Source organism: Pseudoalteromonas distincta, from assembly GCF_000814675.1.
GTDB lineage: Bacteria > Pseudomonadota > Gammaproteobacteria > Enterobacterales > Alteromonadaceae > Pseudoalteromonas > Pseudoalteromonas distincta.
This window is the reverse complement of the sequence record NZ_JWIG01000001.1, coordinates 582,871-609,399: the sequence shown is the minus strand read 5'-3', so window position 1 is coordinate 609,399 and position 26,529 is coordinate 582,871. Positions and strand designations below refer to the sequence as shown.

At 39.1% G+C, this 26,529-nt stretch carries 30 protein-coding genes and 1 other RNA gene; 18 read left to right on the top strand and 13 right to left on the bottom strand.

Annotation, left to right across the window (positions count from 1 at the left end):
* Positions 1-218 precede the first annotated feature (218 nt).
* The 7 genes from QT16_RS02705 to murA are packed head-to-tail and all read left to right on the top strand — an operon-like array spanning position 219 to position 4,883.
* Positions 219-1,034 (top strand): ATP-binding cassette domain-containing protein, encoded by an 816-nt coding sequence (locus QT16_RS02705; protein ID WP_082007347.1) that lies wholly within the window; start codon positions 219-221, stop codon positions 1,032-1,034.
* Complete coding sequence (gene mlaE / locus QT16_RS02700; protein ID WP_002957949.1) at positions 1,034-1,813, top strand: lipid asymmetry maintenance ABC transporter permease subunit MlaE; 780 nt, start codon at positions 1,034-1,036, stop codon at positions 1,811-1,813. Before QT16_RS02705 ends, mlaE begins: the two co-directional genes overlap by 1 nt.
* Positions 1,814-1,826: 13 nt before the next feature.
* Positions 1,827-2,375, top strand: coding sequence for an outer membrane lipid asymmetry maintenance protein MlaD (mlaD, locus tag QT16_RS02695; protein ID WP_002957950.1), 549 nt, complete (start codon positions 1,827-1,829; stop codon positions 2,373-2,375).
* Positions 2,376-2,380: 5 nt separating this feature from the next.
* On the top strand, positions 2,381-3,061 hold the full coding sequence (locus tag QT16_RS02690; protein ID WP_039485391.1) for an MlaC/ttg2D family ABC transporter substrate-binding protein: 681 nt from the start codon (positions 2,381-2,383) through the stop codon (positions 3,059-3,061).
* Entirely contained in the window at positions 3,054-3,347 is a 294-nt protein-coding gene (locus QT16_RS02685) for an STAS domain-containing protein (RefSeq protein WP_002957952.1), read from the top strand. The genes QT16_RS02690 and QT16_RS02685 overlap by 8 nt, the downstream gene beginning before the upstream one ends.
* Before the next feature lie 5 nt (positions 3,348-3,352).
* Positions 3,353-3,610, top strand: coding sequence for a BolA family protein (locus QT16_RS02680; protein WP_002957953.1), 258 nt, complete (start codon positions 3,353-3,355; stop codon positions 3,608-3,610).
* A gap of 13 nt (positions 3,611-3,623) precedes the next feature.
* On the top strand, positions 3,624-4,883 hold the full coding sequence (gene murA / locus QT16_RS02675) for a UDP-N-acetylglucosamine 1-carboxyvinyltransferase (protein ID WP_039485386.1): 1,260 nt from the start codon (positions 3,624-3,626) through the stop codon (positions 4,881-4,883).
* 83 nt (positions 4,884-4,966) lie between these two features.
* Here murA and QT16_RS02670 read toward each other — a convergent pair whose 3' ends face one another.
* The 3 genes from QT16_RS02670 to QT16_RS02660 form a co-directional block, all read right to left on the bottom strand.
* Positions 4,967-6,049 carry a trypsin-like peptidase domain-containing protein gene (locus QT16_RS02670; RefSeq protein WP_024595792.1) on the bottom strand — a complete coding sequence of 361 codons (1,083 nt, stop codon included), beginning with the start codon at positions 6,047-6,049 and terminating at the stop codon, positions 4,967-4,969.
* A gap of 102 nt (positions 6,050-6,151) precedes the next feature.
* Positions 6,152-7,504 carry a Do family serine endopeptidase gene (locus tag QT16_RS02665; protein ID WP_024606350.1) on the bottom strand — a complete coding sequence of 451 codons (1,353 nt, stop codon included), beginning with the start codon at positions 7,502-7,504 and terminating at the stop codon, positions 6,152-6,154.
* Positions 7,505-7,633: 129 nt separating this feature from the next.
* Entirely contained in the window at positions 7,634-8,077 is a 444-nt protein-coding gene (locus QT16_RS02660; protein WP_002957957.1) for a Z-ring associated ZapG family protein, read from the bottom strand.
* Positions 8,078-8,211: 134 nt separating this feature from the next.
* Here QT16_RS02660 and zapE point away from each other — a divergent pair, with 134 nt between their 5' ends.
* The 8 genes from zapE to QT16_RS02620 all read left to right on the top strand — a co-directional run bounded on the left by zapE (position 8,212) and on the right by QT16_RS02620 (position 14,740).
* A complete protein-coding gene (gene zapE / locus QT16_RS02655) occupies positions 8,212-9,300 on the top strand; it encodes a cell division protein ZapE (RefSeq protein ID WP_002957958.1) in 1,089 nt (362 codons plus the stop codon).
* A gap of 283 nt (positions 9,301-9,583) precedes the next feature.
* On the top strand, positions 9,584-10,012 hold the full coding sequence (gene rplM / locus QT16_RS02650) for a 50S ribosomal protein L13 (protein ID WP_002957960.1): 429 nt from the start codon (positions 9,584-9,586) through the stop codon (positions 10,010-10,012).
* An 8-nt stretch (positions 10,013-10,020) separates the two neighbouring features.
* Positions 10,021-10,413 (top strand): 30S ribosomal protein S9, encoded by a 393-nt coding sequence (rpsI, locus tag QT16_RS02645; RefSeq protein WP_024595789.1) that lies wholly within the window; start codon positions 10,021-10,023, stop codon positions 10,411-10,413.
* A 581-nt stretch (positions 10,414-10,994) separates the two neighbouring features.
* Positions 10,995-11,585: a ubiquinol-cytochrome c reductase iron-sulfur subunit gene (gene petA / locus QT16_RS02640; RefSeq protein ID WP_002957962.1), complete on the top strand. Its 591-nt coding sequence runs from the start codon at positions 10,995-10,997 to the stop codon at positions 11,583-11,585.
* On the top strand, positions 11,585-12,850 hold the full coding sequence (locus tag QT16_RS02635) for a cytochrome b (RefSeq protein ID WP_002957963.1): 1,266 nt from the start codon (positions 11,585-11,587) through the stop codon (positions 12,848-12,850). The genes petA and QT16_RS02635 overlap by 1 nt, the downstream gene beginning before the upstream one ends.
* Positions 12,847-13,596 carry a cytochrome c1 gene (locus tag QT16_RS02630; RefSeq protein ID WP_039485373.1) on the top strand — a complete coding sequence of 250 codons (750 nt, stop codon included), beginning with the start codon at positions 12,847-12,849 and terminating at the stop codon, positions 13,594-13,596. Before QT16_RS02635 ends, QT16_RS02630 begins: the two co-directional genes overlap by 4 nt.
* Before the next feature lie 80 nt (positions 13,597-13,676).
* Entirely contained in the window at positions 13,677-14,303 is a 627-nt protein-coding gene (gene sspA, locus QT16_RS02625) for a stringent starvation protein SspA (protein WP_002957965.1), read from the top strand.
* The gene (locus QT16_RS02620) at positions 14,303-14,740 is read left to right on the top strand and encodes a ClpXP protease specificity-enhancing factor (RefSeq protein WP_002957966.1); all 438 of its coding nucleotides are present in this window, start codon (positions 14,303-14,305) and stop codon (positions 14,738-14,740) included. The genes sspA and QT16_RS02620 overlap by 1 nt, the downstream gene beginning before the upstream one ends.
* A gap of 58 nt (positions 14,741-14,798) precedes the next feature.
* Here the strand turns inward: QT16_RS02620 and dolP are convergent, their stop codons facing one another.
* From dolP to QT16_RS02600, 4 genes are read right to left on the bottom strand one after another with little or no spacing between them, the layout of a single operon-like run.
* Positions 14,799-15,365: a division/outer membrane stress-associated lipid-binding lipoprotein gene (gene dolP, locus QT16_RS02615; RefSeq protein WP_039485369.1), complete on the bottom strand. Its 567-nt coding sequence runs from the start codon at positions 15,363-15,365 to the stop codon at positions 14,799-14,801.
* Positions 15,358-15,951 carry an SIS domain-containing protein gene (locus QT16_RS02610; protein ID WP_002957968.1) on the bottom strand — a complete coding sequence of 198 codons (594 nt, stop codon included), beginning with the start codon at positions 15,949-15,951 and terminating at the stop codon, positions 15,358-15,360. Before QT16_RS02610 ends, dolP begins: the two co-directional genes overlap by 8 nt.
* A gap of 32 nt (positions 15,952-15,983) precedes the next feature.
* Positions 15,984-16,355: a YraN family protein gene (locus QT16_RS02605; RefSeq protein ID WP_002957970.1), complete on the bottom strand. Its 372-nt coding sequence runs from the start codon at positions 16,353-16,355 to the stop codon at positions 15,984-15,986.
* A 24-nt stretch (positions 16,356-16,379) separates the two neighbouring features.
* A complete protein-coding gene (locus QT16_RS02600) occupies positions 16,380-18,257 on the bottom strand; it encodes a penicillin-binding protein activator (RefSeq protein ID WP_002957971.1) in 1,878 nt (625 codons plus the stop codon).
* A gap of 61 nt (positions 18,258-18,318) precedes the next feature.
* On the opposite strand from QT16_RS02600, the gene rsmI reads away from it, so the two are divergent.
* Positions 18,319-19,176: a 16S rRNA (cytidine(1402)-2'-O)-methyltransferase gene (rsmI, locus tag QT16_RS02595; protein WP_024595588.1), complete on the top strand. Its 858-nt coding sequence runs from the start codon at positions 18,319-18,321 to the stop codon at positions 19,174-19,176.
* 41 nt (positions 19,177-19,217) lie between these two features.
* Positions 19,218-19,597, top strand: an RNA gene (gene rnpB, locus QT16_RS20420) — RNase P RNA component class A.
* Between the two features lie 172 nt (positions 19,598-19,769).
* On the opposite strand, the gene QT16_RS02590 is transcribed toward rnpB, so the two are convergent.
* The 5 genes from QT16_RS02590 to QT16_RS02570 all read right to left on the bottom strand — a co-directional run bounded on the left by QT16_RS02590 (position 19,770) and on the right by QT16_RS02570 (position 24,537).
* On the bottom strand, positions 19,770-20,984 hold the full coding sequence (locus tag QT16_RS02590; protein WP_039485360.1) for a hypothetical protein: 1,215 nt from the start codon (positions 20,982-20,984) through the stop codon (positions 19,770-19,772).
* A 231-nt stretch (positions 20,985-21,215) separates the two neighbouring features.
* Positions 21,216-21,917, bottom strand: a complete 702-nt coding sequence (locus QT16_RS20400) for a hypothetical protein (protein ID WP_052201193.1) — start codon at positions 21,915-21,917, stop codon at positions 21,216-21,218.
* 2 nt (positions 21,918-21,919) lie between these two features.
* Positions 21,920-22,840 (bottom strand): MvdC/MvdD family ATP grasp protein, encoded by a 921-nt coding sequence (locus QT16_RS02580; protein WP_200886957.1) that lies wholly within the window; start codon positions 22,838-22,840, stop codon positions 21,920-21,922.
* 32 nt (positions 22,841-22,872) lie between these two features.
* Positions 22,873-23,076: a hypothetical protein gene (locus tag QT16_RS20930; RefSeq protein WP_200886956.1), complete on the bottom strand. Its 204-nt coding sequence runs from the start codon at positions 23,074-23,076 to the stop codon at positions 22,873-22,875.
* Between the two features lie 381 nt (positions 23,077-23,457).
* On the bottom strand, positions 23,458-24,537 hold the full coding sequence (locus QT16_RS02570; RefSeq protein ID WP_039485352.1) for a mechanosensitive ion channel family protein: 1,080 nt from the start codon (positions 24,535-24,537) through the stop codon (positions 23,458-23,460).
* Positions 24,538-24,664: 127 nt separating this feature from the next.
* Between QT16_RS02570 and QT16_RS02565 the strand changes: the two genes are divergently transcribed.
* A complete protein-coding gene (locus QT16_RS02565) occupies positions 24,665-25,618 on the top strand; it encodes a YihY/virulence factor BrkB family protein (protein ID WP_002957975.1) in 954 nt (317 codons plus the stop codon).
* Between the two features lie 3 nt (positions 25,619-25,621).
* Here QT16_RS02565 and QT16_RS02560 read toward each other — a convergent pair whose 3' ends face one another.
* Complete coding sequence (locus QT16_RS02560) at positions 25,622-26,509, bottom strand: LysR family transcriptional regulator (RefSeq protein ID WP_039485347.1); 888 nt, start codon at positions 26,507-26,509, stop codon at positions 25,622-25,624.
* Positions 26,510-26,529: the final 20 nt, after the last annotated feature.

Sequence of the window (26,529 nt, the reverse complement as noted above, 5' to 3'; positions counted from 1 at the left end):
ATAGTAACAAAAGCTAAGATGAAAGTATAAATAAAAGAGTAAGGTCAACTAGGTAACAATGTTGCTTTTAAACAGCTAATTTAAAAATTTAAGCCGGGGTTAAGCTGTTTTGAGCGAGTCTTATAATCCTTTTCATGGGTGTATTACAAAATCTTACGAATTGTTTTTTCCATCTTTGACAAAAAAGCTTTAAAATAGGGGCACTAGTGAACATTTTTATGGAGAGCGACTTGTCGCAATCAATAGTAGAAGTCAAGGATGTTAGCTTTTCGAGAGGCAATAGAACCATATATAAAAATATGAATTTTAGCGTTCCTAAAGGTAAAATTACTGCGATTATGGGGCCAAGCGGAATTGGCAAAACCACTATGTTGCGTTTAATTGGTGGTCAGCTTAAACCAGATTCAGGTGATATTTTATTTGAAGGTGGCAGCATTCCTAAAATGTCTCGTAAAGAGTTATACGAAGCACGTACTAAAATGAGTATGCTTTTTCAAAGTGGTGCGTTGTTTACTGATATGTCGGTATTTGACAATATCGCATTTCCTATAAGAGAGCACACAAAGCTAAGTGAAGACCTGATTCGATTAGTTGTGTTAATGAAATTGCAAGCTGTTGGACTACGTGGCGCTAAAGATTTAATGCCCTCTGAGTTATCCGGCGGTATGGCAAGGCGTGCTGCACTTGCACGCGCTATAGCACTTGATCCAGAGCTAATCATGTACGATGAACCATTTGCAGGGCAAGATCCTATTTCGATGGGCGTATTGGTTAAGCTAATTAAGTCGCTTAACGAAGTATTAGGTTTATCGTCTTTAATCGTGACGCACGATGTAACAGAGGTAATGAGTATTGCCGAACACGTTATAATTATCGCCGATCAAGGGGTAATTGGTTCTGGTACTCCAGATGAAATGCGTAATCATGAATCTCCTTTAGTTCAACAGTTTTTAAAAGGCTTGTCGGATGGTCCAGTACCATTTCATTTTCCGGCTCAGGCTTATGCAGACGAACTACTTGGAGAAAAATCATAATGTTGGATTTATTTCAAAAGCTAGGACATAAAACGCTAGGACGCTTTGCGGCCCTTGGCCGTTCTGCTTATATGCTGTTTAGTGCATTAGCGCATGTTCCTAATTTTAAAAAAGGCACACCGTTACTTGTTCGCCAGCTTTATATGGTCGGTTCGCAATCGTTACTCATTATTATGGTGTCGGGTTTGTTTATCGGCATGGTGTTGGCTCTACAAGGTTACACCGTATTGGTTGGTTATGGCGCTGAGGATAGTTTAGGGCCGTTAGTGGCACTGAGTTTATTACGAGAGCTGGGCCCGGTTGTTACTGCATTACTATTTGCAGGACGCGCAGGTAGCGCTTTGACAGCTGAAATTGGCTTAATGAAAGCAACAGAGCAACTTTCATCACTTGAGATGATGGCAATCGATCCGCTAAAACGTATTATTGCACCGCGTTTTTGGGCGGGTTTTATAAGCATGCCATTGCTTGCATTGATATTTTCAGCTGTAGCAATTATAGGCGCTCATTTAGTAGGTGTAGATTGGCTGGGGGTTGATACAGGTAGTTTTTGGTCAATCATGCAATCGCAAGTGTCGTTTCAGCAAGACATACTAAACGGTATTATTAAAAGTTTTGTATTTGCCATAGTGGTGACCTGGATTGCGCTTTATAAAGGATATGACTGTGTGCCGACCTCAGAAGGGATCAGCAAAGCAACCACCGAAACGGTTGTTCATTCGTCATTAGCAGTTTTAGGTTTTGACTTTATTTTGACAGCGGTAATGTTTACCAGCTAATAGGGTATAGATAATGAATTCACGGAAATTAGAAATTTTAGTTGGTTTTTTTGTAGCACTTGGCATTTTAGCTTTTGCGATGCTTGCACTTAAAGTTGCCAATTCAGGTATTAGTGGCTCTGGCGAAACATATACGCTTAATGCCAAGTTTGAAAACATCGGCTCGTTAAAAGCGCGTGCGCCGGTAAAAGTAGGTGGTGTTGTAATTGGTCGTGTTGAATCAATTTATGTTCACCCACAAGAGTTTTTACCAGTCGTTAATATGACCATTGACGCACAGTACTTATGTCGTTTTTCAGACACAAGCTCAATCTCTATTTTAACGTCGGGTATTTTAGGTGAGCAGTACTTGGGTATTCACCCTGTAATTTCTCCAGATTCTGCTAAGCAACGTTGTTTAGGCGAAACAGTGACAGAAAACAAGCAAGATGAAGCAATTGACGATTTATTTGGTGTGGAAAGTAAAGCACTAGGTGATGGCGATTCAATCACTGATACTAAGTCTGCCATTGTACTTGAAGAATTAATCGGGCAGTTTTTATTCAACCAAGGTAGTGAGTAATTATTATGTTGAAAAAGTTTTTAGCTATTGTAGCAATTGGCACAATGACGCTAACTCAAAGCGTAAGTGCAGCAGATGTGAAATTAGTAGATCCTAATAAAATGGTACGCCAAGTTGCTGATAATACATTTGCGCGCATTAAAAAAGATCAGCCATTAATTGTTAAAGATCAAGAATACCTTCGCGTAATAGTCGAAGAAGAATTAATGCCTTATATCGACTATAAATATGCAGCACTTCGTGTACTTGGCAGTGAAGTATCTAAAGTACGTGCAATTACCGACGAGGCTGAAAAGGCCAAAGCAATTAAAGAAATTCAACGTTTTATTGGTGTATTTAGAGAGTACTTAGTTGCTACTTATGCAGGTGTATTTACTCAATACACAAACCAGAAAGTTGAGTTTGGTGCAGAGCAAGCGTTTAAAGGTAAAGACGTTGTTGTTGTTAAGACTAAAATTATTGAAGACGGTAAACCTGATATCAGAATCGATTTTAAAGTACGCGAAGACCGCGACGGTGAGTGGCGCGCGTACGATATGATTGCCGAAGGTATTAGTCTACTAGATGCAAAACAAAGTGAGTTACAAGGTATTTTGCGCCAGCAAGGTATTGATAATGTAAGTAACCTTTTAGAGCAAAAGAGTCAGCTACCAGTTCAGTTTAGAGGCAGTAACTCGAATGACTAAATTGGCAATAAGCCAAGTTGATGGACAACATTTTGGAGTAAGCGGTGAGCTTACTCGAAATTCAATTGGCGATGAACAGCTTCTGAACAATAAGTTATTAACTAAGCATAAAATCATCTATTTCGACCTAAGTGGAGTATCAAGGGTTGACACAGCAGGCTTAGCTTGGTTAATTCACTCTTTTGCAGAATTAAAGCAGCAAGGCATTCGCCTTGAATTGCAAAACCTACCTGAGCAATTGCAAAATTTAATGCAATTGGGTCAGGTTACAACCCTATTTGAGTGAGAGTTATGGAAACTAGCCAAGTCGAAACATTATTACGCGAAGAACTTCAATTAGCTGAAGTACATGTAAAAGCCAATGGTAGTCATTATGAAGTTGTTGCGGTAGGCGAATGCTTTGACGGTTTAAGCCGAGTTAAAAAGCAGCAGCTAGTTTATGGTCCATTAATGAATACAATTTCAGATGGGACAATTCACGCAGTATCTATTCGTGCATTTACTCCTGTAGAGTGGAAGCGTGAACAAAAATTCATTTTACCGCAATAACTAGGGCCTCCTAATGGATCAATTTGTAATTCAAGGTGGCACTTCACTTGCTGGTGAAGTGACTATTTCGGGCGCTAAAAATGCCGCACTGCCTATTTTATTTGCTTCACTATTAGCTGATGGCAAAAGTATATTTACTAATGTACCGCGTCTTCGCGACATAGTGACCACTGAAGCCTTATTAAAAACTTTAGGTGCAGATGTTAATTGGCAGGGCGATACCCTAGTAATTGACGGTGCAACGGTTAATAAAACATTAGCGCCTTACGACTTAGTAAAGCAAATGCGTGCCTCTGTGCTTGCATTAGGCCCTCTAGTTGCACGTTTTGGTGAAGCTCAAGTGTCTTTACCTGGTGGGTGCGCCATTGGCGCTCGCCCTGTTGATATTCATATTCAAGGTTTGGAGCGCATGGGCGCACAAATAAACGTTGAAAATGGTTATATTAATGCCAAGGTAAATGGTCGCTTAAAAGGCGCTGAAATTTTTATGGAAATGGTAAGTGTAGGCGCTACCGAAAACCTATTAATGGCAGCGGCCCTCGCTGATGGTAAAACCATACTTGATAATGCGGCACGCGAGCCTGAAATAATTGATTTAGCTAACTGCCTAATTGCTATGGGCGCTAAAATCACAGGTGCAGGTACTAGCCGCATTGAAGTTGAAGGCGTTGAGCGTTTAGCTGGCTGTGAACACAGTATTTTACCTGACCGAATTGAAACTGGGACGTTTTTGGTCGCAGCAGCAATGGCTGGCGGTGAAGTACTTTGTAAAAATACAGACTTTCATTCTCTTGAGCCTGTGATTGAAAAGTTACGTGCTACGAATGCACACCTAGAAGTACATAACAATAGTATTTATCTTGATATGCGTGGCCGAGAACTTAAAGCCGTGAATATTAAAACAGCTCCACACCCAGGTTTTCCTACGGATATGCAAGCTCAGTTTACAGCATTGAATGTAGTAGCAAATGGTAGTGCAACGATCACAGAAACGATTTTTGAAAACCGTTTTATGCATGTACCAGAGTTGCAGCGTATGGGCGCTAATATTCGTTTAGAAGGGCATACCGCAATTTGTGGTGAGACTGAAAGCTTAACGGGTGCGCAAGTGATGGCAACCGACCTGCGCGCTTCAGCTAGTTTAATTTTAACGGGTATAGTGGCACAAGGTGAAACGGTTGTTGACCGTATTTATCACGTTGATAGAGGTTATCAGCGCATTGAAGATAAACTAAGTGCATTAGGCGCAAACATTAAACGTAGAAGTAGCTAAGTAGATAACTAGTTAAGCTATTTTAAAAAGGTCGGATACGCAAATTGCTATCCGACCTTTTTATTGGCGATTGGTATTATTTATTAAAGCTTTGTTTCAAGCTCAGCTACCACCACCATGATTTTTTCTATTTTCCCATCTCTGTATAGCTCAAATTCTATTTCTTTACCGGGCTCCGTATTACCTATTTTTTCAAGCACTTTTTGTGGGTTTGCTACCGAAAGCCCTGCAATTTTAATGACGATATCTTGCTCTTCAATGCCTGCTTGCCATGCTGGCCCCAAAGGGTCTAAATTAGTAATGCGCATGCCGGTAACCGGCGTTAGGCTGTCGTTTACTTCTTTACCTGTACTATCTACTGCTGTGCCTTCAAAGCCTAAATAGCCGCGTACAACCCGACCGTGACGAATGAGTTTACCCATCACTTTTTTAGCAAGTGAGTAAGGAACCGCAAAAAATATTCCTTGAATATTCAAGTTCTCACGCGTTTTAAATTGTGCAGAAGTAATGCCGACTAAATCACCATTGGAGTTAACTAATGCGCCGCCGGAGTTGCCCACGTTAATAGCTGCATCCATTTGCAATAAGTTATTGTAAGGGCTATCTGTAATTTTTTGCTTACCCGTTGCACTAATAATGCCTTGAGTGATTGTTTGTCCTAAGTTAAGCGGGTTGCCTATAGCAAGTACAACATCGCCTACATTTGATACATAGCTATCGTTTACGGGAATCACTGGGAGGTGATCTGCATTGATTTTAAGTAAGGCTAAGTCAGTAATGGTATCAAAACCAATTAGTTGCACATCAAAAAAGCGTCGGCCATCGGTTAAGATAACCATAATTTGGTCTGCATTATTCACAACATGGTAGTTAGTAAGAATATAACCGTCCTGCGACATAATGACGCCAGAGCCTAGCTCTTGTACCGTGTTTTTTCTTTTATAACGAGGTTCTTTGGAAATGCTTTCTGAAAAAATAGTAACTACAGAAGGAGCTGCTCGTTTAACTGCATCAGAAAAACTCAGATGACTCGCACTCATCGCGCTTGGAAGGGGAACATTAGGAAGTAAGGCGGCTCGCATATTAGGGCTGAAAAAAACCACTAAAAAAGCAATACTTAGACCTGCAAATAAAGGGGGAAGAATAAATTTTATTAATTTCAGCACAGTTTTCTTATTATGTAAGTGAGCAATCTCTTTATGATGACATAAAAAAAATAACAGCGGCAAGTGCCACTGTTATTTTTATTACATTAATAGTGCTATTTATTACTGAATTAAAATAAATATAGACTCACGACCACGTTGCACACCAAGTACGATATTACCTTTGGTGTTTTCGATAATCTTATTCATATCACGAATAGTCTCTACTCGTTGGCGATTCACTTGCATAATAATATCACCTTCTTCAAGGCCAACACGGGCAGAAGGTGAGCGAGGGTCTACAGACGTAACCTCAACACCTTTATTACTGTTTTTTTGCACGTTTTCAAGTGTCGCGCCTTGGAACGCAGGATGCAGCTCTTCGCCTGTCGCTGTAACACCTGATGCACCATCAAGAGTTACTTTTACCGTTTTAATTTTACCATCGCGGTAAATACCTAGTTTTATTTCGCGGCCTTCACCTAGCGTAGCAATTTTGCTGCGTAGTTCATGGAAACCACTAATATCACCGCCATTAATGCTAACAATTACGTCACCTGCTTTTATACCTGCTTTACTTGCGGCAGTGTCGTCCATTACTTGCATTACATAAGCACCTTGTTTAACGTCAAGTTGCTGCGCTTTAGCAAGGCCTGCATCAAGTGGGCGGCCAGAAATACCCAGCGAACCTCGGCGTACTTCACCGTGTTCAACAATTTGATCAACTAAGTTTTTCATCATGTTTGATGGAATGGCAAAACCAATACCCACGTTACCGCCAGAAGCACCTAAAATAGCAGTGTTAATACCAATCAATTCACCGTTTAAGTTAACTAATGCGCCACCAGAGTTGCCTTGGTTAATAGCAGCATCGGTTTGAATGAAATCTTCGTAGCCCTCAATATTTAAACCACTACGACCAAGAGCACTAACAATACCAGATGTAACTGTGTGGCTAAGTCCAAATGGGTTACCAATAGCGACAGCAAAGTCGCCCACTCGTAAACTGTCTGAATTTGCGAGTTTTATTTCAGTTAAGTCATCAGCGTCTATTTGTAAAAGAGCGATGTCTGATTCTGTATCAGTACCAATTTTAGTTGCTTCAAATTCACGGCCATCTTCGAGGGTTACTACCATTTTTTCGGCATCTTGGATTACGTGATTATTAGTGACTACATAACCCTCATCAGCATCAATAATTACCCCAGAGCCTAATCCACTAAATTGACGCTTTTGACTGCGAGGCTGTTGCTGTCCAAAAAAGTATTCAAGCGGATCTGCACGGCGGCGTACTTCTTTTGAGCCTGAAACTTGGATACTTACAACACCTGGAGATATTTTCTCTAGCATGGGGGCAAGAGTTGGTAGTTGTTGACCATTTACTGCAATTGGCATTTTTGCATAAGACGCTACAGGGCTCATTAACAAGCTTGTAGATAGAATAGCTGCGCTGATAAGTGATAATTTCATTTTCATAGTCTGGGGTAACTCCACTTAAGATAAAGCAAAACAAAAAGGGCTACTTTACAGCAGCCCTTTTCGGTTTATTAAGATAAAACAACAAAGCTGTTATATCTAAAGACTATGGGGTCAAAAAAAAGTTCATCAAGATGCTTTAGAATGTTCTGAAACTTTATTTTGACCAGCAAATAAACCTGATTCACCTGATACATAATCAGCTGGTTGTGCTGCGGCTGTAGAACGATCGCATTGACGCTCTTTTAATGAAGCCTGCAGTTGTTCTGTTGTTTCTTTTGAAAAGAATGGTTCAGCTGGTGCTTTATTTCTATCTTCTAGAAGAAGCTGGTTTGTTTCTTCAACGTGACTAAGCAGTTGATCATAGTTTTCTTTCATTTTATTTACGAGCTTACCAGTATTCGCTAAATGATCAGCTACATCTTGACGATACTGCTCTAACGCATTTTCAGCTTGCTCTGCTTGCTCTTTTAATTCATCTTGTTTGAACTGTTTTTTAGTAACAAATGCGCCAATAAAAAATGCTACAACAGCAACAATAACAATCAAACCTACCCACATAACTGTGCCCATAAAAACTACCCCTTTGGGAAAATAACTAACGAATGCCGATTCAATTATAAATCATACTAAGTGTAATATACCCCGAGTTATGATGCGTGTTAATATGCTTTGCAAATTAAACTGTGTTTTAACTGTAAATAGATATGACTCCTTGGCAAACATACCAACAAGACTTAAAGCGAGATGACTTTGTACACGACGCAGCACAAGAAAATGCTGTGCGCCATTTACAACGTCTATACGATGACCTAACTCAGACAAAGCCAAAACAAAAAGGCTTTTTTGCTAAGCTATTTAGTAAAGAAGAACCTGCGCCTGTAAAAGGTTTGTACTTTTGGGGGGGAGTAGGGCGTGGTAAAACTTATTTAGTTGACACTTTTTATGAATCATTACCGGGCACACGTAAAATGCGTGTGCACTTTCATCGATTTATGCACCGAGTGCATAATGAGCTTAAAAAGCTAAATAATACGGCTAATCCATTAGAAAAAATTGCTGACACTTTTAAAGCAGAAACAGACATTATTTGCTTTGATGAGTTTTTTGTACAAGACATTACTGATGCCATGCTATTAGGTGGCTTAATGGAAGCGCTATTTGCACGGGGCATAGTACTTGTAGCAACCTCTAATATAGTGCCAGATGAACTTTACAGAAATGGCTTACAGCGAGCGCGTTTTATGCCAGCAATCGAGCTTGTTAAAAAAAATACCGAGATAGTTAATGTAGATTCAGGTATTGATTACCGATTACGTACTTTAGAGCAAGCTGAAATTTTTCATAGTCCGTTAGATGAAGATGCGGATAAGAACCTATTTGAGTACTTCGATAAGTTATCGCCAGAGCCTGGGCAATTAGATGAGCCGATAGAGATAGAAGGGCGAAAAATCAAAACGCGTAAAGTAGCTAAATGCGTTGTGATGTTTGAGTTTAGTGAATTGTGCGAAACAGCACGTAGCCAGGTCGATTACATGGAGATTAGCCGCTTATACAATACGGTGATTATTTCTAACGTAAAACAGCTAGGGCAAACTAATGATGATGCTGCTAGACGCTTTATTGCTTTAGTGGATGAATTTTATGAGCGCCATGTAACTTTAATTATATCGGCTGAAAAACCTATTACCGAACTTTATACCCAAGGTAATTTAAACTTTGAATTTAAGCGTTGTATTAGTCGTTTACAAGAAATGCAATCCTTAGAATATTTAGCTAGAGAGCATTTAGTTTAAATAAGTAAGTAAATGTGTAATAGGGCAACTATAAAAAAAGAGGTACATATATAGTACTTCTTATTTCTGAAATTTCTTGTGGAAAAAACAACCGGCGAGTAGCAATGTGTTTTAAGTGCTGGTATACTCCCGCGTCTGCCACGTTGCGTTCTATGTCCTCATATAGTCTAGCCACTTGTGAGCGGCGCAAAAGTCTAAAACTCGAAGGGGTTATAGCAAACTTAGAGCAGTAGTTAATATTAACTACTTGTGGTTTTAATTGAAAAACATTGGATTTTTATAAATGAAAACGTTTGTTGCTAAACCAGAAACAGTAAAACGTGACTGGTACGTAGTTGACGCTGAAGGTAAAACTTTAGGTCGCATCGCTACTGAAATCGCTCACCGCCTACGCGGTAAGCATAAAGCTGAATACACTCCTCACGTAGATACTGGTGATTACATCATCGTTATCAACGCTGAAAAAGTTACTGTAACTGGTAACAAATTCAAAGATAAAGTGTACTACGCTCACTCTGGTTTTCCAGGTGGCCTTAAGTCTACTACTTTTGATAAACTTCAAGCTGCAAAGCCTGAAATGATCATCGAGAAAGCTGTAAAAGGCATGTTGCCACGTGGTCCTTTAGGCCGCGCTATGTACCGTAAACTTAAAGTTTACGCAGGTACTGAGCATAACCATGCTGCACAACAGCCTCAGGTTCTAGACATTTAAGGAGCACCATCATGGCAAATCAATACTACGGTACAGGTCGTCGTAAAAGTTCAAGTGCTCGCGTATTCTTACGCCCAGGCACTGGTAACATCGTAATCAACAAACGCTCTCTAGAAGAGTATTTTGGTCGCGAAACAGCACGCATGGTTGTTCATCAAGCTCTTGAGCTAGTTGATATGACTGAAAAATTTGACCTTTACATCACCGTTTCTGGTGGTGGTACAACTGGTCAAGCTGGTGCTATCCGTCACGGTATCACTCGTGCACTTATGGAGTTTGACGAGTCACTACGTCCACAACTTCGTAAAGCAGGTTTTGTTACACGTGATGCACGTAAAGTTGAACGTAAGAAAGTGGGTCTTAAGAAAGCGCGTAAGCGTCCACAGTTCTCAAAACGTTAATCTATACGTTATCAAGAATTCAAAAACCCAGCTTATGCTGGGTTTTTTGTTTTCAAATCAAAAAGTTTACATTTGCTACTTAATTTAAATTTGTTTATAGCGGTCGCCATACTTGGTATTGCTGTAATTAATGATGATCAAATTTATCAATAACTGCGTATTAATCGAACGAAAGTTAAAAAACACTCAGATAGCTGCAAAAAAGTTAAATAATTATCGTAATTAGTTTAAATCCATCAGTTAATTGGTGGAATTTTTTGCTACAATTGGCGTGGAAGTAAAATGAGTGAGTTTAACGACACTATGTACAGTTTTTACTGTTTCCTCTTAGTGGTGTTGATCTCGGTCAGTATATTGTTTTTACAGAAGCGTTATTATAGTCGTTCGGCTTTATTCTCGAGCTAGCTTAATCAAATTTTTGATCAAGTCAGGTTTATTCGAGCATGGGGCTTTGAATAACCTTGTTTTAATCAAGGGTTTTAATTATGATCGCTTCTATTTTAAAAATTTCGAATAATTAACCTGCTGTAACTGATGTTCTCAATATAGCAAGTGTTGAGAATCATAGTGGAGATAAGTGGATGAGCAATGCGCCTGTAGACAATGGCCGACGTCGCTTTTTAACCATAGCTACCTCTGTTGTAGGTGGTGTTGGTGCGGCTGGGGCTGCTGTTCCTTTTATTGCGTCTTGGAATCCAAGTGAGCGAGCTAAATCTGCGGGTGCGCCTGTAGAAGTAGATATCAGCAAACTTGAGCCTGGACAATTAATACGTGTCGAGTGGCGTGGTAAACCTGTATGGGTTGTATCACGTACCCCAAAAATGCTTGAGCAGATGAAAGAACATGAAGGTCAACTTCGTGATCCGCAATCGCAAGAGCCACAACAATTAGAATCATCAACAAATGATTACCGTTCATTACGTCCAGAAATATTTTTGGCTGTAGGTATTTGTACGCATTTAGGATGTTCACCAGGCTTTTTACAAGGTAATTTTGGTGAGAAAGTAGAAGGGACTGATGACGGTTTCTACTGCCCGTGCCACGGTTCTAAATTTGATATGGCTGGTCGAGTATTTCAATCGGTACCTGCACCATTAAACTTAGAAATACCACCTTATACTTTTCTAGATGACACCACTATTTTAGTGGGCGAAGAAAGAGGGGTAGCCTAATGTTTGGTAAGATTATTGGTTGGATAGACGACCGAATCCCAATGACACGTGTTTGGAACATGCACATTGCACAGTATCCAGCACCTAAAAACTTTAACTTCTGGTACTTTTTTGGCTCACTAGCCATGTTAGTACTAGTAAACCAAATCCTAACAGGTATTTGGTTAACGATGAACTTTGTTCCGTCTGCTGAAGGTGCTTTTGCTTCGGTAGAGTACATCATGCGTGATGTAGAATATGGCTGGTTACTACGTTACTTGCACTCAACAGGTGCATCAGCGTTTTTCATCGTTGTATATATGCATATGTTCCGTGGCATGATCTACGGTTCTTACCAAAAACCGCGTGAATTACTGTGGTTATTTGGTATGTTCATTTTCTTAGCGCTAATGGCTGAAGCATTCATGGGATACTTATTACCATGGGGCCAAATGTCGTTCTGGGGCGCACAAGTAATCATTTCATTATTCGGTGCTATTCCGGTTATTGGTGATGACTTAACACTTTGGATCCGTGGTGACTACGTAATATCAGGTGCAACGCTTAATCGCTTCTTTGCATTACATGTAATTGCACTACCACTGGTTATTGTAATCTTAGTTTTCTTACACATTGTTGCTCTACACGAAGTGGGTTCAAATAACCCTGAAGGTATTGAGATTAAACGTAAGAAAGGCTCAGTAGCTGAAGAAGATAAGCCTAAATTTAAATTCCATGAGTATTACACTAACAAAAAAGACATTGTTGATGCGATACCGTTCCACCCTTACTACACAGTTAAAGATATTGTGGGTGTGGTTGGTTTCTTAATACTGTTTTGTTGGGTTGTGTTCTTTATGCCGGCGATGAATGGCTTCTTTTTAGAAGGTCCAAACTTCGAGGCAGCTAACCCACTTAAAACACCTGAGCATATTTTCCCGGTTTGGTACTTTACGCCATTCTATGCAATCTTACGTGCAATCCCTGATAAGTTAATCGGTGTTGCGGCGATGGGGGCATCGATTGTAGTACTTGCATTACTACCTTGGATAGACCGTGGTAGAGTTAAATCGGTTCGTTACCGTTGTGGTTTCCATAAATGGAACATTGCAGGCTTTGTTGTAACTTTCGTTCTTCTTGGTTGGGTGGGTGCAACTCCACAAACTGATATGAAAACGATTATTTCTCAAATCTGTACTGTGACTTACTTTATGTTCTTCGTGCTGTTGTTTGTATACAGTAAGAACGAAAAAACTAAGCCATTGCCAGAGAGGTTAACGAAATGATGAAGAAGCTTATTATTGGTTTATTTGCTTTATCAGTAAACTTGTTGTCTAACATGGTTATGGCAGCAGGTCCGTCGGTTCCTTTAATGGAAGCGAATAACGACCTTACTGATCAACCATCTTTACAACGCGGTGCAAAGTTGTTCATGAACTACTGTCTTGGTTGTCACCAAATGCAGTATCAACGTTATGAACGTACTTTTCGTGATATCGGTATCCCAACAGAAGTTGGTTTAGAGCAGTTAATTTTTGACGGCTCTAAAGTAGGTAGCCATATCACCAACGCAATTACAAAAGACGATGCAGCAAAATGGTTTGGTGCGGCTCCGCCGGATTTAACTCTTATTGCACGTGTAAAATCACCAGATTATATTTACACGTACCTAAAATCGTTTTATAAAGATGAATCTCGCCCGTTTGGAGTTAACAATATTGTTTTTCCATCGGTAGGTATGCCTCATGTTCTTCAAGAACTACAAGGTTTACCAACGCCTATCACTAAAGAAGTAGAAGAACATGGCCACACTGTGACCAAAGTTATTGCTACTGAAACTGATGGTACGGGTGAATTAAGCGTAGATGAATACGACCAAGCGGCTCGTGATTTAACAAACTTCCTTGAGTACGTGGGTGAACCTTCACGTCTTGAATCGGAAGCGCTAGGTATTAAGGTAATAGGATTCTTAATAATTCTATTTATCTTGGCATTTATGCTTAAGAAAGAATACTGGAGAGATGTTCATTAAGTTGAACATTTTTAAAGGTAATTTTGCAATAGGGGCTTAAGCCCCTTTTGCTGTTTTAGTTATTTAATGGAGGTATAGGCATGGCCGTAGCTGCCAATAAGCGCCCTGTAATGACCCTTTTTTCTGGTGCTAACTGTATGTATAGCCACCAAGTACGTATTGTACTTGCGGAAAAAGGTGTAAGTGTAGATATTCATTTGGCTGAAAAAGATAACTTGCCAGAAGCACTTCACGAAATTAACCCTTACGGCACAGTGCCAACACTGATTGACCGTGAGCTTGGTTTATACCAGGCAAACATCATCATGGAATACCTTGATGAGCGTTTTCCTCATCCTCCACTAATGCCTGTTTACCCGGTAATGCGTGGTCGTAGCCGCTTAATGATGCATCGTATTGATACTGATTGGTACAGCCTAGCTGACAAAATCAGTAACAACACGTCAGATGCTGCTCAAGCTCGTAAAGAGCTAACAGAAGCATTACTTGCTGTAGCACCTATTTTTAGCGAAGCACCTTACTTTATGAGTGAAGAGTTTAGCTTAGTAGATTGTTATTTAGCTCCACTATTATGGCGTTTACCAGAGTTTGGTATTGAGCTTAATGGTGCAGGTTCTAAAGAGCTTAAAGAGTACATGATCCGTTTATTTGAACGTGAGTCATTCCAAGCCTCTTTAACTGAAGCTGAGCGTGAGATCCGTTTATAATGACGCCTAATCGTCCTTATTTATTACGTGCTTTTTTTGATTGGATAGTCGATAACGAGTGTACACCGCATTTAGTGGTAGACGCTGGGTTTGCAAATGTACAAGTGCCAACACAGTTTGTTCAAGACGGACAAATTGTTTTAAACATAAGTCCATCAGCGGTCACACAGTTTTCGTTAGACTTAACCCAACTTAGCTTCAATGCGCGCTTTGGTGGTCAGCCAATGCAAGTGTATGTGCCTCTAGGTGCTGTGCTTGCAATATACGCGCGTGAAAATGGCGAAGGAACAGTCTTTACTGCAGATGAGTTTTTAGAGGACGAAGACGATTTTGTGCCTGAGCTTGAAAGTGTTGATTCATCAGCTGAATTTATTGATGAAACACCACCAGAAAAGCCACAGAAGAAAAAAGGCTCTCATTTACGCGTTATTAAATAATAAGTAAATGCAAAAAAAAACCGCTTAATAAGCGGTTTTTTTATGTCTGTATTTTACTTTACATATATTCAAATACTTTAATTACACGCTCTACGCCAGATACATTTCGGGCAATGTTTACAGCTTGAGTAGACTCAGAGTCAGATACTAAACCCATTAAAAATACTTCAGCGTTTTCAGTAACTACTTTAATGTTATTACTGCTAATGTCTTTTGCTGTTAGTAGCTGAGCTTTTACTTTAGAAGTTAACCAAGAGTCATGCGTTTGTGTAGTAATACCAATATTTGAGCCAATACGAATTTGGTTATGTATCTTACGAATACCTGAAACGCCCTCAATGGTACGCTGTGCTTCGTTTCTCATTTCTTCATTAGATACTTGGCCTACAAGTAAAACAATACCGTTAACGCTTACAGCGCTTATATTGGCAAACTTTTCAAGGCGTTCTACTTCGCTAAGTGCAATACTGGCTTTTATTTCAATATTGTTATCGTCAATTTGAGAGCCAATGGTACGGCGATCGTTCGCTGCAGTTACTGCACTGGCTGTACCTGCAACAACAGCAGCTGCGCAGCCTTGTAGTAATACAACAGTACCTAAAACAATAAGAGAGCGTTTAAACATAATTTTCATCCTGAGGGAAAAGCGTTAAATCAACCAGTTCGCTTAAACAATGTAAGTTAACTAAATGGGATTCGATAATGCGGCTAGGGCGTTTAGATGGGGATCTAATTTCAACATCGTTAGGGCCAAGTAGGCCAACCAACTCACCACCATCATCACCAACCATAACTATGACCTTCATATCTTTAGTTAGTGCAGCTTCAACGGCAGAAATAACATGTTTTTCGTTACCGTTAATAGCCAGTACAAGCAATAAATCACCTTGCTGAGCAAAAGCGCGGACTTGGCGAGCAAATGTATCGTGATCGTCTACCTGAGTACTTTGTCCAAGGTTAACGTTTTCTTGCGATAGAGCAATTGCGGGTAAACAAGGACGCTCGGTTTCATAGTGATTAACCAATACACCCGCCATGTGCTGGGCGAGCATGTGGCAATTAGCAGTACCGCAGCAAATGAGTTTATTTCCGTTGATCAGACTTTGTGCAATAGTAAATGCAGCTGACTCAAGCGCACTAGGTAGCACTTCACCAGCAGCGATTTGAACTTGAATGCTTTCTGTAAAAATTTCTTTAATTGTGTCTTGCATAGCCTACCAATAATTTATCTTTGTATTTGCGTTTAAAATACATTTTTAAGCCAATTAATATTAGGAGATGCTTCTCCTGTAATGGCTACATAATCAATTCTTAGTGCTTGGTTAGTTAAATTTTTAGCTGCTAAGTAATGATAAATACTACGTTTTAATCGAGCTTGTTTTTGTGGGCTAAGTGCATAGTTGGCACCGCCACGGGCATTATTTTTGCGAAACTTGACCTCAATGAATACAAGGGTGTCGCCTTCTTTCATAATGACATCAAGCTCGCCAAAGGGGCAGTAATAATTACGTTCAATGGGTGTTAAGCCCTGAGTAACTAAGTATTTTTGCGCTTCAAGCTCATAATACTGGCCTTTTTCGCGACTATTGTGCCACAGCTCTTTAAACCACGACATGCCGCCCCCTTAACTTAATAAAGTTTAATTTATAGTTTGTATATCACCCGCTGATTGCATAAACAATGGTACCGGGCGTTGTGTTTCTAATTGCACAGGCTTAATGCGACGGTTTGTATATTGAGCCCAGTCGAGCATACGTTCTATATGGCCGCTGGTATTAACAGATAGCTTACCGCTTAAACCACTATATTGATTGCCTGGCATTACGCTTAACTGTCTAATGTCATGTAATATTGATACAGCATCGTATGCCATTGCAAATAAGCGTTGGCTAATATCAATTTGCTCTGGCCATAGAGAGTTGTACTGCTGGCGTAAATTATGTTGTTTAATTTGTGAATCAAGCATCCACGGTAATTCTGTGAAGTATAGGCCGTCTAAATCGCCTTTGTCTGTACTGTCAATTTGTTTGCTATGACTTTTAGAGCTTGCATAAAGTGGGATACGATCAGCAAATGTACTGACGTTTACATCAAGGTAAGGTTTAATTAAGCGAGTTTCTATTGCATCACCCAAAATATAAATAACGTCTATATCACTGCGTGAACGCGTTTCGTTTTCTACTTCTTGCTTAAATAATGCTTTAACTGTTTGTATGCGATCTTTTGACTTATCAACTTCTAATAAGCTGGTAATTGTGTTTGGCATATCTTTTTTATCGTTATAAAAACCGATTTGTGGTTTGGTTTCGCTGTAGCGTTGCCACTGTAGGTTAAAATAATCAACTAAACGTTGGCCATTTGCATTATTTGGCGCAAGCAGCATAGGCTTTTGATAGCCCTTAGTTAAAAAGTGTTCCAGAGCTTGCTGTACTTCGTGCTCAGGGTTTAATGCAAAGTAATAATGCTGAAGCGAAATGCGCTCACCATCAAAGGTGTTTAAATGCAGTACCGGAGTATCAATAAGAGTTTGTGCATTGGCTAGTTTATCAATATTTGCTTTAAGTAGAGGACCAATTACAAAATCAGGCTTTATTTCTTCAAGTTGCGCTGCGATTTCCTCAGTGCTTAGGTTTTCATCAATAAAAATAGTGTCGTTGATAGTTTGCGTATCAAGTGCAGCTAACACACCCGCTTTAAGCGCATCACCTAAGCGTTCGTTAGGGCCTGATTGTGGAAACAACACAACTAAACGCTCTATATTAATAGGGGCGAGCTCAGTAAGCATTTCGTCTTGTTCAGGTAATACAGAAAAAGCCGGATGCCCAATATAGCGCCTGCGCCAATTATTAATTGCTTGGTCTAGCTCCACGCCGCTACTTGCATATACTTGATAGTATAGACCAAGGTTTACCCAGCCTTGCTGGATAACCGAACCACGGTTAAAACGTTCAAGCGCATATGAAGAGAGCTGTTTTAAGTTATCCCACAAATTTTGATTGAGCTGAGGGATTTCTATATTGTTTTTTGTTGCTGTTTCAGAGGCTCTAAAGAAATAGGGGGCAGCTTTTTTAGGAAAATTTTGCGATGCATAAATACTGGCTGTTAAAAACTGATGCCAAGCAAAATGCTCAGGTTGAGTAAGTTGTCCGTCAAGCGATTGTAAAATCACCAAAGCTTGATCATTCTTATTCTGTTGTTTTTGTGCAAATGCGATATAAAGACGGTTTTGGATTTGATCAACACTTGCGGTTAATTCAAGCTCATTACCAATTTTCTCTAACAAAGGCCAGTTTTGCTCACTAATTGCAGCATCACGGGCGCTATACAATAACTGTATTTTATCGGCACCTTGGCGGTTTTGCGCCAATTGGTAGATAGATTGCGCACTGGTTGCCTGATTTTGCAGTGCATTAGTGCGGTTACTTACGTTATCGCTGTTTTTAGTTGGTTTTTCGGTTGTGCTACACGCCGATAACCCTGACAATATAATTAATAGACTAACTAGTTTAAGTCGCACAATGATTTCCCAATACGTTAACGCGATTTGCTTATATTACTGACTGACGCAGGAGACCTCAATGTTAAATGAGGAGAATTCACAGAAAATTGGCACTCTTTACATTGTTGCCACCCCAATTGGCAATTATGACGACTTAAGTCACCGTGCCATTGCGACATTATCGCAAGTTGACTTAATAGCTGCTGAAGACACTCGCCATACCGGCAAGCTACTTAGCCACTTTGGAATTAAGGCAAAAACGTTTGCATTACACGACCACAACGAAAAGCAAAAAGCACAACAAATTATTGATCAACTTAATCAAGGTTTAAATATTGCTTTAGTATCTGACGCTGGTACACCGCTAATTAGTGATCCAGGCTATGCGGTTGTAAATCTATGTCGCGAACAAGGCGCTCATGTTACACCTGTTCCAGGTGCATGTGCTGCAATTACAGCCGTATGTTGTTCAGGCTTACCAACCGACCGTTTTCAGTTTATTGGTTTTACGCCAGCTAAAAGCAAAGCTCGCCAAGATTTTTTTACCGAAGCTGTTAACTCAGGCATTACCAGCATAATGTACGAAAGTACGCACCGTATTATGGCAAGCCTTGATGATTTAGCACTAGCCCTTGGTGATGAGCAGCAAGTTGTGTTTGCTAAAGAGCTAACCAAAACCTTTGAAACATTTTTTAATGGTAGTGTAAGTGAGCTTAAACAGTTTTTAACTGATGATCCTACTAAGCAGCGCGGCGAAATAGTGCTGATGCTTGCGGGCAAACCAAAGCAAATAGACGATGTTCCGCCTGAAGCGCGCAAAATGCTGGCACTTCTTGAAAGTGAAATGCCAATGAAAAAAGCCTGTGGCGTTGTAGCTGAATACTTTGGAATGAAGAAAAACGCTTTATACAAAACAATTATTGAAGAAAAAGAGTAAATTTTACTGCGCTTGGTATTAGCCTCATGTATACTGCGCGCCGAGTCAGCCAAGATGATCGCTGCCTGTGACGAAAATGATCAGGGGGAGGAAAGTCCGGGCTCCATAGGGCAGAGTGCCAGCTAACGGCTGGGGGGCGTGAGCCCACGACAAGTGCAGCAGAGAGGAGACCGCCAATTTTCGGATTGGTAAGGGTGAAAGGGTGCGGTAAGAGCGCACCGGGCCGCTAGTAATAGTCGGTTGCAAGGTAAACTCCACTCGGAGCAAGACCAAATAGGGTTCTATCATTTTAAATAATGAACGCGTGGCCCACGTGAGAACCGGGTAGGTTGCTTGAGCCATAGAGCGATTTATGGCCTAGACGAATGATTATCACTTTCTTCGGAAAGGACAAAACCCGGCTTATAGGCTGACTCACTCATTCAATAAAAAGCCCGCAGTTAACGCTGCGGGCTTTTTTGTGTCTAAATTTTAGGATAAGTATTAGTTTTTGACTATCTGTTTGCAGTACTCGTTAGAATTTCAGCAAAGAGTGATAACCGGGCAGTGAGAAATTATGATGTATGAAGTCAAGATTTGACCCCATTGGCACATTATCTTTCGCTCGTTAGATGTTTGAGCCAATCATTGACAGTACAAAGTTGGTCGTTTTCAAACCACATTAACCCTACATTCATCCACTCTAAAAACGTTACAATACTTTGGCTTGGTCGCTCAGGGAGCAAAATCGCTATATTTGGAGAAGTACCCCCTTTTAATTCATACCAGTAATTGAATAGTTGACCTACTGCCATGCGGATATGCGGTGTTTCGGTTGAGCTTTTAACCTCTATAAGTAGGTCTTCTTTATCTTCATTGTATTTAGGAATCAAAGCATCAAACATACAGGATTGGTTGCAGCCTTCAAGTAATGTGTAATTCGAAAGAGAGTTTTTAAGCTTGTTAGTTAACTGATTATGAATCCTTCTTTGTTTTATTTTTCCTGCTTCCCAAATGGCCTCAACGTCGTCTTCATCTTTCAACGGTAGCTCGTTCTCGTTATTTGTTTCTTTCTTTTTAAGCAAAGCTTTCTTAGCTGGCTCGCTAGCTGTTCCGATAAAATCTGAAAGCTCACCAGTAACCTGATCAAGATCCGCAGCATCTTGTATACCTCCAGTACCATAGAGTTTTACCATTGCTGAATATTGTGTAACTAATTCGCTATTTCCTACACCAAGCTTTTTTAATAAAGCTTTAACACTTTTATTACCGTTTATTAGGGGGAACTTAATATCTACATCGAGTAGGAAAAAAGCTGGAGTCAGAAAGTATTCAGGGCTCATTAAAGAACCTGGGTGATTTGCTTTAGGGATACCTGGTAACACAGCGATAGATTCAACTATAGCTTTTCTATCAGTTGAATTTTTTGCACTATATGCAGCCTTATATAGTGGGAGTAACTCGGTGAAATTGTCATTTACCCAGTTGAATACACTATTTCTATAAGCTTTATAGAAATTTGTGAAACCAGTATGGCTTTGCAATAGATTGAGAACAGTATTATCACCAATAATTTCACTTATTTTTATATACACTTCATCATGAGGTATGTTCTTAAAGCTACTATCGAATATCTTTTCTAAGGCGGGAATTTTTGTGCTATTGATATAGCTGGCATTGTCCCCTTCGTAGCTATTAGTTATCCATGAAAGTTTTGATAAGCCGTAGAGCTGAGCTGGAGTGATATTATCTTGTTTAAACATGTAACTAGCGAGCTTTCTCACTAGCTTATTAGTTCTTCTTTGTCTTAAAGCCCAGTCTTCTGCCATGATCGATCCCTGTAAGTTATTAATATTTAATATGCGCAACAGATACTTTAATATCGTTACTTTTCGTGTTGACATAATGCCAAGTTAAATTACCGAGTGATAATTATTCATAAATTAGGAGTTTATCTTAGCTTGCCAAAACCAAATTTAACCATATTTAATGGGGATATTCGTTGCGACTTTAACCTAAAATAAGACTTACTTATTCAATTCGTAATCAAATATTCTTTGCTATTCAAAATTAAAGCATAGAACAATATTTTTTAAGAAATCTATCGTTTCAAATTTCTCTGCTAATAATGGAAATATGTGAGTTGCAACTTGTGTTACCAATAAAACTAAAAGCCAAAATGAAGCACTGATCATTAGTGCATGTGTCATTTTAATATATGTTACTTTGTCATTAGTGAGGTCATAGTTTTTACGTAAAGCTGTTAGTGTATATTTTGCAAGCTCTAATGACGGCTCATTTGTTTTTCTGCACTCGAGTAAATCTAATGAATTTAAAGTATGAAATGCAGATACCTTTAGTACGTTTTGTGCCCACATCAATGCTCTTAGAAGATTGGTTACACCTAAGCTTAGAGATGTAATGCTTAATATTTGTGTAAATAAATAAATATCATTTTTAAGCACTGTTGGTAATTGAGTAATTAATATGGAGAGTAGGGCTAGGACCGCTGCAATATAAACTCCAGCTTTATTATCAGCAGATGCTCTCCTACCTATTTCCTGATCATATAGCCGTCTTGCCTCTTCTAATAGTAGATCAGATCCATTGTCTGTTTCATTTTGAAAAAAAGATAGCATTCTATTTCTTTTATTTTTCGACGCTTCTATATCTTTAATTGCAGCTAAATCAATAGATTGATTTTTACTCTTAGCAGTAGCGCTTTCCTTTATAAGGTGAGGCCAGAACAAGTCTAGATTCATATTTATTCTCCCTGACTTATTTTAACTAACTCATTAACGATAGTTTCTGAAATGGGTAAATCTGTTTTATTTTCTATCCAAGCAAATTGCCCATTAGGATTTATTTCTAAAAACCAAAAGTTATCTTCTCCATCACATATAAAGTCAATAGCACCAAACTTTAAATCGAGTTCTTTAAGAAGTTTGTAACACATACTCTCCACATCAGTCGGTAAGTTAATAACGCTATGCTTTAAGTCTGTTTTACTTCCTTTCCGCCAATCGACAGTAGTCTCTTTGGTCACCTGAGACCAAATACCTACCGCAAAAACCTTGTCAGCGACTACGGTTACGCGGACATCAAATTTTTTATTTATTTCATTCTGAAAAATTATTGGTGCCATTGAAATTGCAGCTGAATCTTTAGCTTTTAATGGCTTTAACCTACTAGTAAAAATGACTTTCTCTTTAGTTCCAGATAAGAGTGCATGTTTTAATGGCTTCGCTATTATTCCTTTTTCAACTTGTAATTTTACTGCTGAGTAATAATCATTAGTAATGTATGTATTTGGTATCTTGAAGCCAATTTCCTTTGCTATTACTAACTGTTTTGCTTTGTCTTCAGACAGAAAAATACTGGTTGGGGAGTTGAGCCATTTTTTATCTAGCCGCCAATAAAGGTTTTTTAATACTGAGAGCCACTCATTTTGTATGTATTCTGCATCACTAAGATTAAGGCTGGATGGCATAACTTGAGGAATTTCAGGCCTTCTAAAATATGCAGCCTTAACCTCAAAACCTGATATTTCTTTTTCTTTTAGACTGATAGTCCAGTCATTGATATCGGCTATACCAAAAACAATTTTATATTTAGGAAGATCTTCTGTATTTAGCCTATAAAAAGGTATATTTTTTTTGCTTAGCTCTTTAACTATGTAATCCATAGTTAAATCGCGCTTATTAGTTAATAGGAGAATCATTTACTTTGATACCAAAATAAGTCATCAGCACATGTATCATCTGATTCTTGAACTACATCTGTTTTTGTGAGGAGTTGATGTAAGTGGCTTAGCCTTGTATCTGAGTCATCTCTTTCAGAATCTAGATTAGTTTTAGTCATCAACTCTAACGCATGCACTGAGTGGTCGTCTTCCTCAACATTAACTTTTGTTTTTGTCATGAGTTCGGCTAAATCAGAAGTATCAATTATAGGTTTTTGAGTCTTTCCATTGATCCACATTTGTTTATTACTGCAATAGTGACCGGTTAAATCCTGTGGTATTGATGTTCTATTTGTAGCGTAATTTACAAGAAATGGCGTTATGCACATGTAGTTAGTCCTTTATTTATGGGAGCTTAGATTTATAACATAATATTAGACAGTAGGCTTTTTGAATTTTGATTACTGTAGCAAATTGCAGATCTCTATTGCTAAATATAAAACAAGTATTTTAGATACCAACTAACATTAATACATATTAACGTTAGTTGGTTATTTAATTATTGAGTCGAGAGCGCTGCTTATTTTATATTGAGCTAAATATATACAATTTAAGCATTATTAAATAATATTTTTACCTTGTTCTGGATCGCGAGATTGCTCTGCTTGTTCACGTATTTCGTCGGTATCACTGCTCACATCATCAAGTGTTTTAGTTTGATCAACTGTTTCACTTTTTTCGCTTTGCACTTGCGATGGTTGTTTTTCCTCTAAATTAGAAACATTTTCACTAGGGTCGGTGAGTATAATTCTTTCTCGTGCGTCATCAGGCATGCTGATGTTTTGTTTTGTGAACTCATTGACTAATTCGCGCATAAGCTGGGAAGCTACTTTTAATGGACTGTGTTGCTCGCTATTAACCCAAAAATACAAAACGAAGTTAATAGTAGATGAGCCTAAGTTTTTTATTAAAACTTGCGCGGGTGGATCGCTAAGCACCGCATTTTGTTGATTGGCAATATCTAGGGCGAGGGTTTGTGTGCTGCGTATATCGTTATCATAGCCAATACCAATTTCTACTTTTCCGCGCATTTTTGGATTGGCAGTCAGGTTTTTAATGGTATTTTTATATACCGTCGCATTGGGTATTTGAATATGATTGCCATCGTAATCAACAAGTGTGGTTGCTCTTGCGGTTACTTTTTTAACAACACCTAAACGATTGTCTACTTCAATTACATCGTCGATTTTGAAAGGCCTTTGTATGCTCAGTAATAAACTAGCGATAAAGTTCTCAGCTATGTCTCTAAAGGCAAAACCTAATATAAGTCCTATTAGTCCCGTGCCACTCATAATGGCAACAGCAAACTCGGTAAGCCCTGCTAAACGCAGGAATAAGTACACGCCAAATAAAATAATTAAAGTGCTTATACTGCGCCTTACAACTAGATGAACTAGTTTACTGTCAGTCATGTAGTCAATAGGCTTTATAAGCAATCGAGAAAGTGGCCCTGCAATTAAATAGCTTAATGCTAAAAGTATTATACCGAGTAATAGTGTGGGTAATATTTGCGCTGTTGCATGAAGTAATTGCACAGCTTGTTCATGAAAAAACTGCCACGTAAACACATCGCCTTGAAAACTTTGCGTGCTGGGAGGCGTATTGTTTAAAGCTATAATGTTTGATTGGCTACTAGGCATGGCTTATCGTCCGTGTTTGATTTTTATAATCGTTAATACTAGGTAACAGCAAGTTTAGTACCAAATACTTTATTTAACTTGGCAAACATTTTGCTGTAGTAATGTAATACAAATATTGAGGTTTAGAATGAAAGAAGCTAAACGAGGACAGCAAGCTGAGCAGCCTGGTCATATCCCTTTTATAGGTTGGTGGGATATTGTTAAGCGCATTTTTAAGCAAATGAGTGAAGATAACTTATCTATAGTGGCAGCGGGTGTGGCATTTTATGCGTTACTTGCTATTTTTCCGGCCATTGCGGCGATGGTATCTGTGTATGCGTACTTTTCATCCCCTGCAGATATAAGTGATCATTTAAGTAAAATAGTTACTTTGCTCCCACCAAGTACCAGTGAGCTAATTTTATCTCAGGTTTCTAGCCTTGCAAAAACATCAAGTGCCAGCTTGAGCTTAAGTGCAATCGGTACGCTTATACTTACTATTTGGAGTAGTTCTAAGGGCAGCCAAGCACTTATTACTGCGTGTAATATTAGTTATCGTGAATATGAAAAGCGTTCATTTTTTCAGGCTCAATTAGTACGCTTTTTATTTTCAGTAGGGGCGATTGTTGTCGCAATTTTTGCGCTACTAATTATTGGTATTTTACCTATTGTGCTTAATTTAGTGGGACTAAAAGAAAGTATAGATTTATTAATTAAACTCATTTCTTGGCCATTATTAGCTTTTACCTTTAATTTTGCATTGGTACTTTTATATCGTTATGCCCCACATCGTAAACCGGCCAAATGGCGTTGGATCACGATGGGGTCGTCTATTGCTACTGTGCTTTGGATTTTGGCATCTATAGGTTTTTCTTTTTATGTGTCGCGTTTTTCTAGTTACAACGAAACTTACGGCTCACTAGGTGGTGTAGTGATCATGTTGATGTGGTTGTACATCAGCGCTTATATAATCACATTAGGTGCTGTTATTAATGCTGCAACTGAACAGCAAACAGGTAAAGACAGTACTATAGGACCAGCTAAAGAGCGTGGGCAGCGAGGCGCCTATGTGGCAGATCACCTCGATGTAAAAAACGAATAGCCATTAGCTAGCTAAGTTAGTGAGAGCCGTAAGCTGCTCTTTAAACTCTTGTGCTGCAGGACCAAGCCTGTCGTTGTCGTTGCACATTAAATATAAATTAAGGGTACGGGTTGTACCTTGGTCTAAATTTAGTGGGACGAGCGTTTTATCTTCAATTAAATGTGCTATTTGTGTTTTTGGCAGCCAAGCGTAACCCAAATTTTGACTAACCATATCAATAGAGTTGCGTAAATGGCTGACTGTCCAGCGCATATCAGCACCTAACCAGCCATCATTGTGACTGGTGTGGGTTGCTGAGTCGCGAACTACTATTTGCCGGTGTAGCTTTAAATCGCGAAAGTTGAGTTGTTCAGTTTGTTGGTGTAATACATGGTCTTTATGCGCAACGGCTATAAACTCTATATCGCATAACGTACTGCAACTAATTCCATAGATAGGAATTGATGAAATGGCTAAATCAACCACTGAGTTATGTAATAATTCGTTTGCACCGGTTAGCACGCTTTCTACTAAATCAATTTTTAAAAGCGGGTAAAGTTCACTCGTTTTAGCAAGTGCCTGGTATAAAATGGTGTGTGGAAAAACCTCATCAACAGCTATTTTTAACGTGCTTTCTACGCCTTCGCTTAGTGTACTTGCTACCGATTCTATTTTAGTTGCTTCTTCAATTAAAAATTCAGCTCTGCGTAAAATTAGTTTACCGCTATCGGTTAAAAATGCTTTACGACCTTTTACTTCAAGCAACTTAATTTGCAAGGCGGCTTCAAGTTTTTGAACAGCATGGTGTACGGTTGACTGACTTTTATGTACAGCCGCACTTGCGCCTGCAAATCCGCCGTGATCCACAACCGCTTTAAACATTCGCCATTGCTCTAATGTTGCTTTTGCCATTTTTAAATCCTGTTACTACT

Bases quoted from the DNA above. Each gene is read 5' to 3' on its own strand.
- QT16_RS02570 (WP_039485352.1), bottom strand. From the start codon at position 24,537: ATGCCTAGTAGCCAATCAAACATTATAGCTTTAAACAATACGCCTCCC.
- QT16_RS02605 (WP_002957970.1), bottom strand. From the start codon at position 16,355: ATGTCGTGGTTTAAAGAGCTGTGGCACAATAGTCGCGAAAAAGGCCAG.
- QT16_RS20400 (WP_052201193.1), bottom strand. From the start codon at position 21,917: ATGAATCTAGACTTGTTCTGGCCTCACCTTATAAAGGAAAGCGCTACT.
- QT16_RS20930 (WP_200886956.1), bottom strand. From the start codon at position 23,076: ATGACAAAAACAAAAGTTAATGTTGAGGAAGACGACCACTCAGTGCAT.
- QT16_RS02635 (WP_002957963.1), top strand. From the start codon at position 11,585: ATGTTTGGTAAGATTATTGGTTGGATAGACGACCGAATCCCAATGACA.
- QT16_RS02685 (WP_002957952.1), top strand. From the start codon at position 3,054: ATGACTAAATTGGCAATAAGCCAAGTTGATGGACAACATTTTGGAGTA.
- QT16_RS02690 (WP_039485391.1), top strand. From the start codon at position 2,381: ATGTTGAAAAAGTTTTTAGCTATTGTAGCAATTGGCACAATGACGCTA.
- QT16_RS02630 (WP_039485373.1), top strand. From the start codon at position 12,847: ATGATGAAGAAGCTTATTATTGGTTTATTTGCTTTATCAGTAAACTTG.
- QT16_RS02680 (WP_002957953.1), top strand. From the start codon at position 3,353: ATGGAAACTAGCCAAGTCGAAACATTATTACGCGAAGAACTTCAATTA.
- zapE (WP_002957958.1), top strand. From the start codon at position 8,212: ATGACTCCTTGGCAAACATACCAACAAGACTTAAAGCGAGATGACTTT.
- QT16_RS02560 (WP_039485347.1), bottom strand. From the start codon at position 26,509: ATGGCAAAAGCAACATTAGAGCAATGGCGAATGTTTAAAGCGGTTGTG.
- sspA (WP_002957965.1), top strand. From the start codon at position 13,677: ATGGCCGTAGCTGCCAATAAGCGCCCTGTAATGACCCTTTTTTCTGGT.
- petA (WP_002957962.1), top strand. From the start codon at position 10,995: ATGAGCAATGCGCCTGTAGACAATGGCCGACGTCGCTTTTTAACCATA.
- QT16_RS02580 (WP_200886957.1), bottom strand. From the start codon at position 22,840: ATGGATTACATAGTTAAAGAGCTAAGCAAAAAAAATATACCTTTTTAT.
- murA (WP_039485386.1), top strand. From the start codon at position 3,624: ATGGATCAATTTGTAATTCAAGGTGGCACTTCACTTGCTGGTGAAGTG.
- mlaD (WP_002957950.1), top strand. From the start codon at position 1,827: ATGAATTCACGGAAATTAGAAATTTTAGTTGGTTTTTTTGTAGCACTT.
- dolP (WP_039485369.1), bottom strand. From the start codon at position 15,365: ATGTTTAAACGCTCTCTTATTGTTTTAGGTACTGTTGTATTACTACAA.
- QT16_RS02665 (WP_024606350.1), bottom strand. From the start codon at position 7,504: ATGAAAATGAAATTATCACTTATCAGCGCAGCTATTCTATCTACAAGC.
- mlaE (WP_002957949.1), top strand. From the start codon at position 1,034: ATGTTGGATTTATTTCAAAAGCTAGGACATAAAACGCTAGGACGCTTT.
- QT16_RS02610 (WP_002957968.1), bottom strand. From the start codon at position 15,951: ATGCAAGACACAATTAAAGAAATTTTTACAGAAAGCATTCAAGTTCAA.
- QT16_RS02620 (WP_002957966.1), top strand. From the start codon at position 14,303: ATGACGCCTAATCGTCCTTATTTATTACGTGCTTTTTTTGATTGGATA.
- QT16_RS02660 (WP_002957957.1), bottom strand. From the start codon at position 8,077: ATGGGCACAGTTATGTGGGTAGGTTTGATTGTTATTGTTGCTGTTGTA.
- QT16_RS02565 (WP_002957975.1), top strand. From the start codon at position 24,665: ATGAAAGAAGCTAAACGAGGACAGCAAGCTGAGCAGCCTGGTCATATC.
- QT16_RS02590 (WP_039485360.1), bottom strand. From the start codon at position 20,984: ATGGCAGAAGACTGGGCTTTAAGACAAAGAAGAACTAATAAGCTAGTG.
- rplM (WP_002957960.1), top strand. From the start codon at position 9,584: ATGAAAACGTTTGTTGCTAAACCAGAAACAGTAAAACGTGACTGGTAC.
- QT16_RS02705 (WP_082007347.1), top strand. From the start codon at position 219: ATGGAGAGCGACTTGTCGCAATCAATAGTAGAAGTCAAGGATGTTAGC.
- rsmI (WP_024595588.1), top strand. From the start codon at position 18,319: ATGTTAAATGAGGAGAATTCACAGAAAATTGGCACTCTTTACATTGTT.